Below are 14,006 nucleotides of genomic sequence, written 5' to 3' on the forward strand. Positions count from 1 at the left end.
CTTTCACAAAACCAACAGCCGTTCGAGAATCCAGTCGCGCAGGCGGTCGGGAACGTAATCGCCGATGAAGGCTTGCGTCCGGGCAAAGCGCGCGACCAAATAACGAGTTTTGGGCCGCCGGGCCGCCAGCGCTTTCGACACGACGCGCGCGACGCGGTCCGGCGGAACGCCCATGCGCTCGGACATATTGATAACTTGGTCAATCTTCGCGATGACCGGGCCGTAGAAATCGAACGCCTCTTGTGGCATTTGCTCCTTGAGACGCGCGGACATTTGGCGCGATTTTTCCCAGATGGGCGTGCGTACACCGCCGGGTTCTATCAGAATAACGTGTAGTCCCCACGGCCGCAGTTCGCCGCGCAATGCATCGCTCAGGGCCTCGATGGCGAATTTGGAGGCCGCGTAGGGTCCGGCAAATGGCGTGGGCAGACGGCCGGATACCGATCCGATCATCACGATGCGTCCCTTGCCTTTTCGGATCAACGGCATGCAGGCTTGCGTTACCGACATGACGCCGAAGACGTTGACCTCGAATTGCATGCGGAACTCGTCGAGGGGCAGGAATTCAAGCGGCCCCCCTACCCCGATGCCGGCGTTGTTGACGAGCGCCTGGAGACCGGAGTCGCCGACGACGGCGGAGATGGCCGCGACGGCATCGGCAATCTGTCCGGCATGGGTTACATCCACGAGAACCGGCATGAGCCGTTCCGATGCTTTGGCGCGCAAGGCGTCGCCGTCCTGCATGCGCCGAACGCCGGCAAAGACGCGCCAGCCTTCCTTGTCGAGGCGCAAGGCGCACGCCTCGCCGATACCCGCCGATGCGCCTGTAATGAATGCCGATGATGCAGTAGCCATGACCAAACCCTTTTTTCCGCTTTTCCGGTCGGTGTCATTATGCGGTGAATGAGGATTGTTTCGCAATCCGGTTTGACACCCGGTCCCGCTTCCGTTATCGTGATGGGCAAGAAACGGGAGGGATTCGCATGATTACGTTTACGGCGCGTCTGAGAGCGTTGCCCGGCAAGGAGCGGGAAGCGGAAGAGGGACTGAAGGCGATGGCGGCGGCGGTGCAGGCCCATGAACCCGGCGCGTTGGCCTATATTTGCCACGCAACGCCCCATCCCGGCGAATATCTCTTCTTCGAGGTCTATGCCGATGAGGCCGCGAAGGATGCCCACATGGCCACGCCGCATTTTCAGAAATTGATGGCCCTAATGGGGCCGGTGTTGGATGCGGACTTCGGCGCGAAGATCGAAAACCTGAACCGTGTGGCCGGTTTTATGCGCTGAAGGAGGACGGACGGGATGGACGAGGAAATCCGGGTGGAACCGCTTCCCGCAAAGGCGGAGCCGGTGAATCTGTTCGGCAATCCGGTGCCCATGGCGCGCCAGCGCAAGGCTGCCCGGATGCTCAAGCGATATGCGCGCAAGTATCGGTACGACGAAGACGCTTTCTACCCCTTGTTCGTCGAGGACAACCGCGTGATTGGTCCCTTCATTGGTGTCAAGAATGTGGTGTCCGGCGCGGCGCTTGAAAAACTCGACGCCAATCGCGGCGTGGCCATCGGAACCATCCGTATGGGGTACGGCCACTACCGCATCGCCATGGCCATCGCCAGCGCGGCGAACAGCATGGGGCTTGTCCCGTACTGGTTTGACTTGCTTGGATTCAAGACGCCCGGCGCGCGAATGATCCGCGATATAGACTACTGGTATTCCCTGGCCTCGCGGATGTCGCAGAAATCGAAACTGTTCAACGATTACATCTGGGACCCCCTTTTGGGCAAGGCCTACAAGCGCGTCGAAAAGAATTACCCGCTCATGCAAATTGCGCGTTTGTTCGCCGATGTCTACAAGGACATCCCGCCGGACATGCCCTTTGTCGGCACGCATCCGTGGCCGGCGCAGGCCGCCGTGTTCGCGGGCATGTCCAACGTAATCAACGTCGTGCCCGACAACTGCCCGCTCGGATTTCATCTTGCCCCGGGCGCCTTGCACACCGTTCAGTCGTCCAGCGCCTATATGATCTTCCGCACGCTCAAGGAACTGGGCAACAAGGGGGAGATCCCGAAGGGGCTGGCAAGTTCCGAACTGGCCATGGCGGGCAACTACGTTGACCATGAACTGGTTGCCAACGCCGAGGCGGACTGTGCCGCGCGCATGGATCGCATCACGCGAAAAAGGCCCCGCAGACTGCTGATTTCCGTGGGCGGCGCAGGGGCGCAGCAGCCCTTGTTTGTTTCCATTGTTCGCGCGTTGTGGCCGCTCATCGAGGCGGGCGACGTGGCGTTGTATCTCAACTTCGGCGATCACCGGAAGGTGTACGACTTGTTGAGGCGCGAGATTCCGCGATTCGAGGAAACGGCGACGCGGCATTTTGACTGGGCCGAGACGACCCGGTTCGCGCAGGACGCCGTCAACGGGGATGTCAAGGGGTTGCACACGTTTTTGAACGACGACACCTTTGCCGCCGTCTATACAACGAACATGCTGATGCGTTCGGCGGACATCCTCTTGACGAAGCCGAGCGAGCTGGCCTTTTATCCCGTGCCGACGCTCTTCCTGCCCCGAGTGGGCGGACACGAGGCATGGGGCGCCATCCATGCGTCCGAACTCGGTTACGGCACTTCGGAATGCACGTCGGCGGCCATGGTGCTCCAGACGCTCGATCTCATGATTTCCGAGGACGATTTATTAACCCTCTATTGCGAAAATATCGTAAAACTCAAGCATCAAGGCGTTTTCAACGGCGCCTATCGTGTCATTGAACTGGCTTTGGAGAGACGGCGATCGTAGCCAATCCTTCGGCAGGACATCTCGCAGTTTGCCGAAACTCAGGGGCATGGCCGATGTGATGGGCACGGTTACATGAATCGGCCGTCAGTAGGAAGAAAACTCCTTTTCCATGCAGACATGACCCTCCAAGAACGCTTTCGCCAATTGTGGAAAAATCTCAAGTCTTTTGAAATCAATTAATTGCGAAATTTCCCCGATCATGGCACAGGCGTTGCTATCCTTGTAAGCAACATGGTGTCGGATGACGAGGAAAGGAGGGAAAGACAGGCATGGCATTCGAGGGCGTGGACACGCTGCGATTGTTGGTAACAGGCATGAAGGTGGCCCGCGAAAACCACCGGATCATTGCCAACAACATCAGCAATGTGGACACCCCGGGTTTCAATCCCACCCAACTGGACTTTCAGACAACCTTGCGCAACATGCTCGATGGCGAGGGGCGCGTTTCACTCCGCAAAACCCAGCCCCGGCACATCGAAAGAAGCGCATTTCGCCCGGATTTCGAACGTCTTGCATTTTTCTCCAAGAATGACTACAATAAAGTTGACTTGGAAGAAGAAATGGCAAATCTTGATATGAATACCGGACGATATACAATATATGGTAGTCTGGTGGTCAAACAATTTGAGATGGCAAAAAATCTGTTGACAACGTTACGCTGACTGGACTATGATGCAGCACAGTGAAAAGGGCCGGCGATGATACGGGAAATTTCGGCCAAGGAAATAGCCGTGAGCGGGTTGAAAGCCCAGCGTGCGCGGATGAATGTCATAGCGAACAACATCGCCAATGCCGAGTCCACCCGGACCGCGAAAGGCGGCGCGTTCCGCCGCCAGTTGGCGGTATTTCGCGGCGGAGAATGGGCGCCCGGCGCCAAGGCATCGGAATTGGGCGTTCGGGTGACGAGGGTGGCGGCGGATCCGTCGCCCCTGCGAATGGTGTATGATCCGGGCCATCCGGATGCGAACACGGATGGATACGTGGCGTATCCGAACGTGAGCATTGCGGTCGAGATGGCGGATCTGGTTTCCGCGCAACGGGCGTACGATGCAAATATCAGTGTAATTTTGTCGGATAAACGAATGACACAGAAGGCGCTGGAGATCATCCAAGTATGATCTTGGCAATGAACCAACATGGCTGATCCAATGGTGCAGGGAGTCACGCTTCAGCCGGGGCGGGTGGACGCGCTTCAGCCGCTTCCGCCCCGAACGCCTGCGCCGGGCCGTCCGGACGGTTCCTTCAAGAACGTCTTGATGGATGCGATTACCGAGGTGCAGCGTTTGCAGACTGAGGCGGACACGACCATTCGCCGGCTGGTGTCCGGCGAGATCAAGGATGTAACTGAGACGATGGTGGCCGTCGAACGCGCGGACATCTCGTTTCAGACGTTGATGGCGGTGCGCAACAAGATGCTTGCGGCCTATGAAGAAGTGATGCGGATGCAAGTGTAGCGCGCCGCGGCAAGACCGGACCGCAGCCGGAAGGCCGGTTCGGACCAGCGCGGAGGTGACAGTTGAAGCCCCTGAATGCGTATGGCGTGTTCGAGCGTGTATGACGTTTAGGGGCCGGTTTTTCCCGAGACGGGCGGAGCGGGCCGTTTGTCTTCGGGGTCCTTGTTTGCGACGCCACGAGCGGGCAAGCAGGGTGGGGCTGCGCGACGAGGGAATGCGGCGATAATACCATCGCCCTGTGGAAGGCCGTCCACGATGTGGGCGGCGAAGAGAAGAGGTGTAGCCCGTGGATTTTCTGCGCCAGCTCATAAGCGGCCTCGTGCAGATGTGGCAACGGCTGAATGCCAGCGCCCGCATCAATATTGTTCTAGCCTTGCTGGCGACCATTGCCCTGATTGGGATCATGGTTGCGACTTCGGGACGCGCGGTGTATGTGCGGCTTTATGACGGCATCAATCCCGACGAATTGCCCAAGATTGCGGATGCCCTGTCCGCGGAGCGCATTTCGTACCGTCTGGCGGACAACGATCAGACGATTCTGGTGCCGCAAAACGACCGTTCCCGGGCAAGAATGGCGTTGAGCGGCAAGGGCCTTCCCGCCGTCCAAGGACGGGTGCCCGGCTTTGAACTGTTCAAAGAGCAGGACATCATGTCCAACCGGTGGATGCAGGATGTGAAATACATGCGTGCGGTTCAGGGCGAACTTCAACGCCAGTTGGACGAGTTCGATTTTGTCAATAAATCATTTGTATTTATTCGCGAGGCCAAAGACGAACTGTTCACGACGCAGCAGCGTCCATCCAAGGCGGCCGTGACACTCGACGTCCGGCGTAAACCGAACCGCGCGGAAATCAAGGCGATTTTGCATACCATCAGCAGTTTCGGGGGAGCCAATCTGGGTCTTGACAATATTACACTGGTCACAACCGACGGTACCCCCCTGCATTTGCCACCAACGAGCCAGTTTGCATCCATTGCAAACTCGAAACTGGAATACATCGCCGAACTGGAAAAACAACGCGAGGAACGGGTGTTGCGCGATTTCGAGCGCCTCGGCGTCCAAGCCCTTGTCAAGGTGAGCGCGGTGGTTGATTTCGACCAGCAGACCGAGACGGTAACGCTCGCCGAGGAAGGCACGCCCATCAGCACGTATACGACGAGCACCACCACGTCGAACCGGGAATCTTTGGCGCAGGGCGCGCCGGGAGCCATCGCCAATTTGCCCGAAGGGTCCGCGACGCCGGGCGGAAACGAAAACAAGGAGGAAACCACGGAGCAAATACAGAATTTCCAGCCCAGCACGACCGAGACGAAAACAGTGCGCGAACCGGGCAAGGTCAAACAGTATATTGTCAGTGCATTGATAGAAGGCGATGTAAAGAAGAGTACGGACGCGTCGGGCGTTGAGACGACGGAATACATCGGTTTGTCGCCCGAACGCAAAAAGATCTATGAGGATTACATTCGGGCGGCGGTGGGAGAAGGCGAGACGCCGACTGAAATTACGGTAAACGATCAGCCGTTCAACGTGGCCCGGCTGACCGATGCGACCGGCGCGTTTCAGGCCATCGAGTCGGCAAAAAACATGGACCGCATGTTACAATACGGTACGGATGCCGGCAAGGTGTTGCTGGTGATAGCGGGTTTCCTGCTGGTGCGACGTTTTCTTCGCCGGGCGATTGTGACGCCGGTTGAAGAGGCGGCGTCCGAGGTTCCGATCGAGGAACCGATTCGGCTCGACATAGGACCGAGCGCGGAAGATCGCCGGCGCGAGGAAATCGCGTCCGAAGTGTCGCGGTTGTCGGAAACGGAACCGGATTCGGTGGCCGCCGTTATACGATCATGGCTGGCGCAAGAGGATTAGGCTTACGCTAAAGCAGCGGACAAAAACGGAAACGTCCGGACCGTCGGGCCGGGAAAAGGCGGCCATTCTGCTGGCCTGTCTGGGCCCTAAGGCGGCCGGCAAGGTGTTGTCGTCGTTGAACGAGGACGAAGTCGAGCAGTTGACGCTTGATCTTTCGAGTCTCGGCCCCGTCGAGCCGGATGTCCGGATGCAGGTCATGGAAGAATTCTACCGAATGGCCATGGCCAAGCGTTTCGTTTCGCAGGGCGGCATTGATTTCGCGCGCAATCTGTTGGAAAACGCCTTTGGCAACGAACGGGCGCTGGAGATTCTCACGCGGTTGCAAAGCAGTCTCCAGGAGGTGCCGTTCGAGTTTTTGAAGCGGGCCGATCCCGCGCAAATTTGCAGTTTCATCCAGGATGAACATCCGCAGACGATAGCGTTGATTCTGGCCCATTTGAATCCCCAGATATCCTCCGTCATCCTTTCGTCCCTTCCCCAGGAAATCCGGGCGGATGTTGTGGTGCGCATTGCGGCGATGGATCGCACGCCGCCGGAAATCGTGCGTGAGGTCGAACGCGTGCTTGAGCGCAAGATGGCTTCTGTTTTCAGCCAGGGCTTTACGTTTGCGGGCGGAGTGAAGGAAGTGGCCGAGATTCTGAACCGGATCGATCGCAACGCCGAAAAAACGATCATGGCCGATTTGGAAGAACGGGATCCCGAACTGGCGGATGAGATTGCCCGCCTGATGTTCACGTTCGACGATTTGGTCTACGTGGAAGACGGCGGCATCCAGAAGGCCTTGCGGGAGATAGAAACGAAGGATCTGGCCATGGCCTTGAAATCGGCCAGCGAAGAGGTCAAGGAAAAAGTGTTCCGGAACATGTCCGAACGCGCCCGCGAAATGATTCTCGAGGAAATCGAATTCATGGGGCCGGTTCGCCTGAAGCAAGTCGAAGAGGCGCAGCAAAAGATCGTGTCCGTGGTGCGTCGTCTTGAGGACGCGGGCGAACTGGTCGTTCAGGGACGCGGCGGCGGATCGGAAGATCAATTGGTGGTGTAGCGGTTGTGCGGCAGGGCCGCATTGGGAGACGGCATGGCGAAAGTGATCAAGGCGCGTGGGCCGGGGCCCCGTTCGCTTGCTTTTTATGAACGCACACCGCTGGAAGAGATTGTGCGGAATCCGCTGGGGCCGGAAGGGCCGTTGACGCCGGAGGCGATCCTTCGGCAGGCACGCGCCGAAGCGGAAGAACTGGCCGCGGAAGCCTATGCGGCCGGCCATCGCCGCGGCGTGGAAGCGGGCAAGGCCGAGTATTTGGAACGGGTTGGGCGTTCGGCGGAGGCGCTGCAATCGGCGGCGGTCGAACTGGTGCGGATGCGGGAAGCCTTTCTCGAATCGCTTGAACCCCAGGTTGTCGAATTGGCCCTGCTCATTGCCGGTCGAATCCTTCAGGCGGAGTTGGCCGATCATCAAGAGGTTGTTCGCCGGAGTATCCGACGGGCGCTTGAACATCTGGTGGATGCGGCCACCGTGACGGTAAGCGTGAATCCGGCGGATCTCGAGGTGATGCGTGCGGAGAAGGTCAATCTGCTGGAATCGTTCGAAGGGCTGCGGCAATTGACGATTCGGGCCGACAACGAAGTAAGCCCCGGCGGTTGCATCGTGGACACGGAGTCGGTTCGGGTAGATGCGAGCATGGAAAGCCAGTTTGCGCGTATTGCCGAGGCGTTGCGCGATCTGGCCCGAACGGCCGGCGTGGAAGACGCGCGTGAAGACCATTGATCTGGGCATCTATGGCCGCCGGGTCCGGGAAGCCGATCCGGTCGGAATCTTGGGGCGTATCGTGGATGTAGTGGGTTTGACCATCGAGGCCACGGCGCCGCCGATGTGCATCGGGGATCGCTGTTATGTGCAATCGCGGGCCGATGCGGCGTTGTTGCCGGTCGAGGTGGTCGGATTTCGCGGCGACCGAGTCGTGCTGATGCCATTGGGTCCGATCCAGGGGATTGGTCCCGGCAGTCTGCTTATACCCACATTTGCCCCGGAAACGATTCCGGCGGGGCTTGGGTTGTTGGGCCGCGTGATTGACGGCATGGGCATGCCGATCGATGACGGTCCGCCCTTGTCCGAATCGGTTCGTGTTCCGCTGATGACGGCCCCCCCCAAGCCGCTCGAACGCAGGCGCATCCTCGAATCCATAGCGACGGGCGTTCGCGCGATTGACGGTTGCATTACCTGCGGCAAGGGCCAGCGTGTCGGAATTCTGTCGGGCAGCGGGATCGGAAAGAGCAAACTCTTGGGGATGATCGCGCGCAATACCAATGCCGACATCAGCGTGATTGCCTTGATAGGCGAGCGCGGACGTGAAGTGCGGGATTTTATTGACGTGGATTTAGGCCCTGAGGGCTTGGCGCGATCCGTGGTGGTCGTCGCCACGTCCGACGAACCCGCCTTGCGGCGTTTGAAAGGCGCCTACTGCGCAACGGCCATCGCGGAATGGTTCCGCGATCAGGGCGCGGATGTCATGTTGCTGATGGATTCGCTGACACGATTCGCCATGGCGCAACGCGAGATAGGGCTTGCATCCGGCGAACCGCCCACGACCAAGGGGTATCCGCCCTCCATGTATGCCCTGTTGCCCAAATTGCTTGAACGTGCGGGCACATCCGCCGAGGGCAGCATTACGGGTCTTTACACGGTTCTTGTGGAAGCGGACGACTTGAACGATCCGGTGGGAGACGCGTCCCGCAGCATTCTCGACGGCCACATTGCGCTGTCGCGTGATCTGGCTTCGCGGGGCCATTACCCGTCCATAGATGTCCTGCAGAGCGTCAGCCGGACGATGATTGATGTGACGCCGCCATCGCATCAGGCGCTGGCCGTGCAGATTCGGCAGGTTCTTGCGACCTATCGCGACGCGGAAGATCTCATCAACATCGGGGCTTACGTGCAGGGCAGCAATCCAGAGATTGATCGGGCGATTCGCCTGATGCCCGGCATCCGGGCCTTTTTGCAGCAGGACCTTTTCGAGAAATCGCCCTATGAGGAAATCGAATCGCGCATGCAACGCGCACTGAACGCGTAAGGAGTGGCGATGGCGGCAAGCCAGATGGACACATTGCTCCGCATTCGGAAGCGCCAGGAAGAGTTGCGCGCGCAGTCGCTTGCCCGCGCGCGGCGCGATGTGGAAGCGGCCCGCCAGGAACGGGATCAACTTTCCGCATGGCGGCTCGAAATTTTTGACGAGGCGGGCATTCGCGCCCGGGCGGTTTTCGATCCGGATGACGTGCGGCTATACTATCGTTTTGAACGACACCTGACGCGGTTGATAGACGACAAGGACGCGCATATCGTGCAACTGGCGGATGTGGCCGAAAAACGCCGCCTGGAATTGGAAGACGCGATGAAGCGTCGTCGAATCATCGAAAAATTGATCGAACGCAAGGATCGGCAGGCGCGTGAACATGCGCGACGCGCCGAACAAAAGGCTGCCGACGAAACCGCCTCGAAATACGCGGCGATGGCGCGGCGGCGCGATATGGCGGCGGTGGCGTACGAAGAGGAGTGGGCCTGACGATGAAGGTCCTGAAACTGCTGGCGGTGTTATTGATCGCCACGATTGCCTTCGCGGGATCGTTGGCGGGCTTGCTGGCATACAGCGGAAATTTGTCCAAAGAAGGTTTCGAGAAGATTCTGCGTCCGAAGTCCCCGCCCAAGACAGCCGCCGAAACACCCCGCGAAAACGGCGATCAAACCAGCGCGCTCGCGCTCGCGCTCAAACAACGCGAAGAGGAACTGGACCGGCGCGAAGCGCGCATCCGCGAGGAGGAAGCGCGGCTTCAAAAGGCCCGCGCCGATCTCGACGCGCTTCGAACGGAAATCCAGGCCGTGCAGACCCAGATTGCCGCGTCCATCAAGACCGTGGATGCCGATCAGAAAAAGCGCATGGAAGACGTGGCGCTTTCCCTAGGGCAAATGAAAGCGGAAAAGGCGGCTGAGACCATGAAAAATTGGCCGATGGAGGACGCAATCGCCATTCTGCGATTTGTCAAAGAAAAGGAACGCGCGAAAATTCTTGACGCCATGCCGCCTGAACAGGCCGGGGCGATCCTCTTGGGACTTCAAAACAAAAAGTTGTGACCGCGCAACAATCGGGTCCGGGGATCTGCTGCCAAAATTCAACGGAAAACGGGGGTGTTTCCTGTCTATTTGACGATTGGATTCCGTCAACGGATTGAAGGTTGAACCGGGAACCCAATTGGTGAACCGGATACTTTTTCCCGCTTTCCTTTCCGGTTCTTGAGAGTACCGTGTACTCGGAGTCGTGAAGGTCTCAAAATGTAACGCCGATTTCCAAATCGGCTTGCTGAAACGTGACATGCCGATTTGGAAATCGGCGCTACAAAGCGGCCATTTTCAATTTCAACACCGGATCTTGTTGCTTGATCCGACATGAAATGGCCCGGGAATGCCAATCTTCGTGGAAATTCTCATCTTTTTGTCTCAAGAACTCGGTACTCTCAAGACCGGTTCCGGTCTGTCGTTTTTCAAACAGGAGGACTCTTTTTATGAACCCATCGGCCGTGGCCGCCGTGTTGCCGCCGCAGGTTGAAGCGCCGGCAGTGCGCATTCAAAAAGCGCCGCCAGACGGTTTCATGCAGGCGCTGTCCGAACAATGCAAAACGCATGAATTACAAGCCGCGGATCCTTTGGGCAGCGCAGCGGACCCGCATGCGCGGGAAACCATGCCGTCTCCCGAGGATTCCCCAACGCCGCCGGAAAATGCCGGAGCCGTTTTGGACGATTCAAACCCAACGGAATGCGCCATGCCCTTGTGTGCCGGTGATTGGGCCGCGCTCTTTGCGTTGTTGGCGCAATGGCCGCCCGAGCCGGCCGCAATTGACGGGGAAACAGGCGCCGTGGAATCCTTGTCCCAACCTTCATGCCTCAGTGCCTTTTCAGGACGCATCATTGCGCCGGATGCTCCCCTTGCCGAGTCTGTTTCGGCGGTGTCGGGTTCGTTCGCACAGGGCGGTTCCGCCGCAAGCGACGCGGGAAAGCCCGTGGATCTTTCCCGTTTTGTACAGGCGCTTCTCAAGGCGTCCGCGGACCCCACGGAACCGGGTTCACCAGTGCCCGCGCTCGCGCTGGACACCCTGGCCGCCGCGTCGAGCACGGCCCGGACGGTTGCCGGCGCTTCCGCAAAGATAACCGTGGAATTGCCCGATACCGAGGCCTTTCCGGTCTCCGCCCAAACCGAGTCCGATACGGATTCGGTGGATGCAGTCGGCTTGCGTGTTTCGCTTTCGCCCCCGGCCGTTTCCAAAGCCCTCCCGGCAACGGAACTACAGTTCGAACCGGTTGCGCTGCAACGCGTTTCACCGGCGATGTTGCAGGAAGTGGCGCTTCGCGGGGTGCGCTATCTGGTTGCGAAAAACGAAAAGACGATTGCGGTGCATCTTGTCCCGCCCTCGCTGGGAGAGTTGCGCATCGAAGTCTGCATGGCCGCCGATGCGCTGCATATAAAGTTCTTTTCGGCGAATCCGGCGGTTCGCGATGCGCTTGAAAACCATTTGCAGGCTTTACGCGATGCGTTCGCGGCAAATAATCTTGATGTGAAGAACATCAGCGTGGCTTCAGGAATGGCCGGCCATGCCTCTTCCCATTCTTTTGCCGGATCGCAATTTGCGGGCTTGGCGGACACCGGTGTTTCGTGGACTCCCGCGGTGGCGGCCCGTTCCGGCGCGACGATTGAACTACGGCCATCCGCGGTGCGCCGCCTTTCACACGATGGCGCGTTGAACATTTTGATATGAAAAAAAGGAGACAAAACAATGAATGCTTTGGTAGGCATACGGCTGGGGATGCAGGAGCCGACGCGTGCGCAACGCATGGAAACCGCGCGCAAGGTGGCCTCGGAATTCGGGGGTGTCCAGCAACAGGCCCGCGCGGTGATCGAAAAGTCGCTTGAGACCGCCAAGGCCGCCGGCAACCAAACGACCGGCAATTCGACGGTTTCGACCGCACGCCGCATGGAAACGGAACTCGGCAAAGAGGCGTTCCTTCAATTGCTGGTGTTTCAGATGCAGAACCAGGATCCCCTGGATCCGACGGACAATGCCGAGATGCTGTCGCAATTGGCGCAGTTTTCGGCGCTGGAACAAATGAACAACCTGAATGATCGCTTCGCGGCATTGAGCGGAGCCGTCGAACAGACCAATTTTCTCGCGGCCAATTCACTGATCGGGCGAACGGTTTCGGGGACGGATGTCAACGGCAACGCGCAGGAAGGCAAGGTCACGCGGGTGCTCATGACCAGCGGGTCGGGCCTTTACGTCATGGTGAACGATGCGGCCATTTCGGTTTCTTCGATACAACGGGTCGAATAAAGGCGTCCTGCAGGGCGCGGAAAAACAAAAAAAAGGAGATTACGAGCATGGGAACGGCAATTTACACGGGTGTCACGGGACTGCTGGCGCATCAACGCCGGATGGATGTCGTGGCCAACAACATATCGAATATCAATACCTACGGCTACCGCGCATCCCGGATGAATTTTCAGGATCTGTTTTCGCAGACACTGCAGGGCGGCGGCGCCCGTACGGGGGATATCCTCGGTACAAATCCGGAGCAGATCGGCCTTGGGGTGGTCGTGGGCAGCATTGACATTGATTTCGGCCAGGGATCGCTGTTTAGCACGGGCGTGGATTCGGATCTGGCCATTCAGGGCAACGGATTTTTCATCATGAGCAATGGGCGCACCCTCCTGTACACCCGTGACGGTTCCTTTGCACGGGATGTAAATGGGATCCTTGTCGATCCGGCGACGGGTTTGCGCGTGCAGGGCTATATGGCCGACGCGACGGGGGTGATTCCCGCCACCGCCACCTTGAGCGACATCACGATCCCCATCGGCAATACCTCCGTCGTTCGCGCCACGGAAAATACCGCGCTGGCGGGCAATCTGGCCGCGGACGCCGACGTGGGCACGCAGGTGTCGCGCACCTTGCGTGTTTACGACTCGCTCGGCGCCGAGCGCCAGATCCAGATTATTTTTACCAAGCGCGCACAGGTCACCGACAGTGGGACCGTGTACAACGCCTGGACTTGGGCCGCGACATTCAACGGAACCGATGTGTCCAATGTGCCCGCGGGCCAGACGGGATGCGTCCTGTTCGACAGCACAGGCGGATTTTATGCGGAGGGGGGCCTTGACGGATCCGGCGTGTTTACCGCCCGTGCAAGCCTGCCGTCCCAGAATCAGGTGTCGGTGCCGGCCAGCGCCTTTTCGGGTTCCGCAACGCCAACGACCCCATTCGAATTCGCCATCAATCTTTCGGGCGTGACGAGTCTTTCAGGAGCGAGCGACCTGACAATGATCTCCCAGGATGGATATGCCCGCGGCGTGTTGGAAAGTTTCAATGTGGCCGGCGATGGCGTGATTTACGGCGTGTTCTCGAATGGGATTTCACAGGTTATCGGCCAGGTGGCGCTTGCGAGTTTCGGCAATCTCGGTGGACTGGCGCGCGCCGGCGACAACTTGTTTGCGGAAACGCCCGCCTCGGGTATAGCGCAAATCGGCGCGCCCGGCACGGGCGGCCTCGGGTCCGTGTCGGGGGGTGTCCTTGAGGGCTCCAACGTGGATCTGGGCACTGAATTCAGCAATATGATTGTGACGCAGCGCGGTTACCAGGCCAATGCGCGAACGGTAACCGCCGCCGACACGCTTCTGCAGGAAGCCGTCAATCTTATCCGTTAGCATGGGGCGGCCTGTTCCATGCGCGCCAGGTGTGTGCCGGTCCTTGACCGGCTGCGCCTGGCGCTTTGTGTTTACAAATGCAAGGCGTCGTTTCGGCGCGTCCCTTCGTTGGAAGCGGCGGCGATGGCGGTGATAGAATCGCCTCGACAAGGAG

General features: G+C 59.0%; 15 protein-coding genes. 14 read left to right on the plus strand and 1 reads right to left on the minus strand.

Going from position 1 to position 14,006, the window contains the following annotated elements; genetic code table 11:
• Positions 1 to 3 precede the first annotated feature (3 nt).
• On the minus strand, positions 4 to 855 hold the full coding sequence (locus P5540_05885; GenBank protein HRT64340.1) for an SDR family oxidoreductase: 852 nt from the start codon (positions 853 to 855) through the stop codon (positions 4 to 6).
• Between the two features lie 128 nt (positions 856 to 983).
• On the opposite strand from P5540_05885, the gene P5540_05890 reads away from it, so the two are divergent.
• From P5540_05890 to P5540_05955, 14 genes are all read left to right on the plus strand, one after another.
• Entirely contained in the window at positions 984 to 1,289 is a 306-nt protein-coding gene (locus tag P5540_05890) for a putative quinol monooxygenase (protein ID HRT64341.1), read from the plus strand.
• A gap of 15 nt (positions 1,290 to 1,304) precedes the next feature.
• The gene (locus tag P5540_05895) at positions 1,305 to 2,795 is read left to right on the plus strand and encodes a hypothetical protein (GenBank protein HRT64342.1); all 1,491 of its coding nucleotides are present in this window, start codon (positions 1,305 to 1,307) and stop codon (positions 2,793 to 2,795) included.
• A 269-nt stretch (positions 2,796 to 3,064) separates the two neighbouring features.
• Positions 3,065 to 3,457, plus strand: a complete 393-nt coding sequence (gene flgB, locus P5540_05900; protein HRT64343.1) for a flagellar basal body rod protein FlgB — start codon at positions 3,065 to 3,067, stop codon at positions 3,455 to 3,457.
• A gap of 69 nt (positions 3,458 to 3,526) precedes the next feature.
• On the plus strand, positions 3,527 to 3,913 hold the full coding sequence (gene flgC, locus P5540_05905; GenBank protein HRT64344.1) for a flagellar basal body rod protein FlgC: 387 nt from the start codon (positions 3,527 to 3,529) through the stop codon (positions 3,911 to 3,913).
• Positions 3,914 to 3,931: 18 nt separating this feature from the next.
• Positions 3,932 to 4,249 (plus strand): flagellar hook-basal body complex protein FliE, encoded by a 318-nt coding sequence (gene fliE / locus P5540_05910; GenBank protein ID HRT64345.1) that lies wholly within the window; start codon positions 3,932 to 3,934, stop codon positions 4,247 to 4,249.
• 286 nt (positions 4,250 to 4,535) lie between these two features.
• The gene (fliF, locus tag P5540_05915; GenBank protein HRT64346.1) at positions 4,536 to 6,113 is read left to right on the plus strand and encodes a flagellar basal-body MS-ring/collar protein FliF; all 1,578 of its coding nucleotides are present in this window, start codon (positions 4,536 to 4,538) and stop codon (positions 6,111 to 6,113) included.
• A complete protein-coding gene (gene fliG / locus P5540_05920) occupies positions 6,109 to 7,155 on the plus strand; it encodes a flagellar motor switch protein FliG (protein HRT64347.1) in 1,047 nt (348 codons plus the stop codon). The genes fliF and fliG overlap by 5 nt, the downstream gene beginning before the upstream one ends.
• Before the next feature lie 33 nt (positions 7,156 to 7,188).
• Positions 7,189 to 7,875 (plus strand): FliH/SctL family protein, encoded by a 687-nt coding sequence (locus P5540_05925; protein HRT64348.1) that lies wholly within the window; start codon positions 7,189 to 7,191, stop codon positions 7,873 to 7,875.
• Positions 7,862 to 9,178, plus strand: a complete 1,317-nt coding sequence (locus P5540_05930; protein HRT64349.1) for a FliI/YscN family ATPase — start codon at positions 7,862 to 7,864, stop codon at positions 9,176 to 9,178. The genes P5540_05925 and P5540_05930 overlap by 14 nt, the downstream gene beginning before the upstream one ends.
• Before the next feature lie 9 nt (positions 9,179 to 9,187).
• Positions 9,188 to 9,667 carry a flagellar export protein FliJ gene (fliJ, locus tag P5540_05935; GenBank protein ID HRT64350.1) on the plus strand — a complete coding sequence of 160 codons (480 nt, stop codon included), beginning with the start codon at positions 9,188 to 9,190 and terminating at the stop codon, positions 9,665 to 9,667.
• 2 nt (positions 9,668 to 9,669) lie between these two features.
• Positions 9,670 to 10,233, plus strand: a complete 564-nt coding sequence (locus P5540_05940) for a hypothetical protein (protein HRT64351.1) — start codon at positions 9,670 to 9,672, stop codon at positions 10,231 to 10,233.
• A 428-nt stretch (positions 10,234 to 10,661) separates the two neighbouring features.
• Positions 10,662 to 11,909: a flagellar hook-length control protein FliK gene (locus P5540_05945; protein ID HRT64352.1), complete on the plus strand. Its 1,248-nt coding sequence runs from the start codon at positions 10,662 to 10,664 to the stop codon at positions 11,907 to 11,909.
• Between the two features lie 18 nt (positions 11,910 to 11,927).
• A complete protein-coding gene (locus P5540_05950) occupies positions 11,928 to 12,482 on the plus strand; it encodes a flagellar hook capping FlgD N-terminal domain-containing protein (GenBank protein HRT64353.1) in 555 nt (184 codons plus the stop codon).
• A 47-nt stretch (positions 12,483 to 12,529) separates the two neighbouring features.
• On the plus strand, positions 12,530 to 13,852 hold the full coding sequence (locus tag P5540_05955) for a flagellar hook protein FlgE (GenBank protein ID HRT64354.1): 1,323 nt from the start codon (positions 12,530 to 12,532) through the stop codon (positions 13,850 to 13,852).
• Positions 13,853 to 14,006: the final 154 nt, after the last annotated feature.

The sequence above is a fragment of the Candidatus Hydrogenedentota bacterium genome, assembly GCA_035450225.1.
Classification (GTDB): domain Bacteria; phylum Hydrogenedentota; class Hydrogenedentia; order Hydrogenedentales; family SLHB01; genus DSVR01.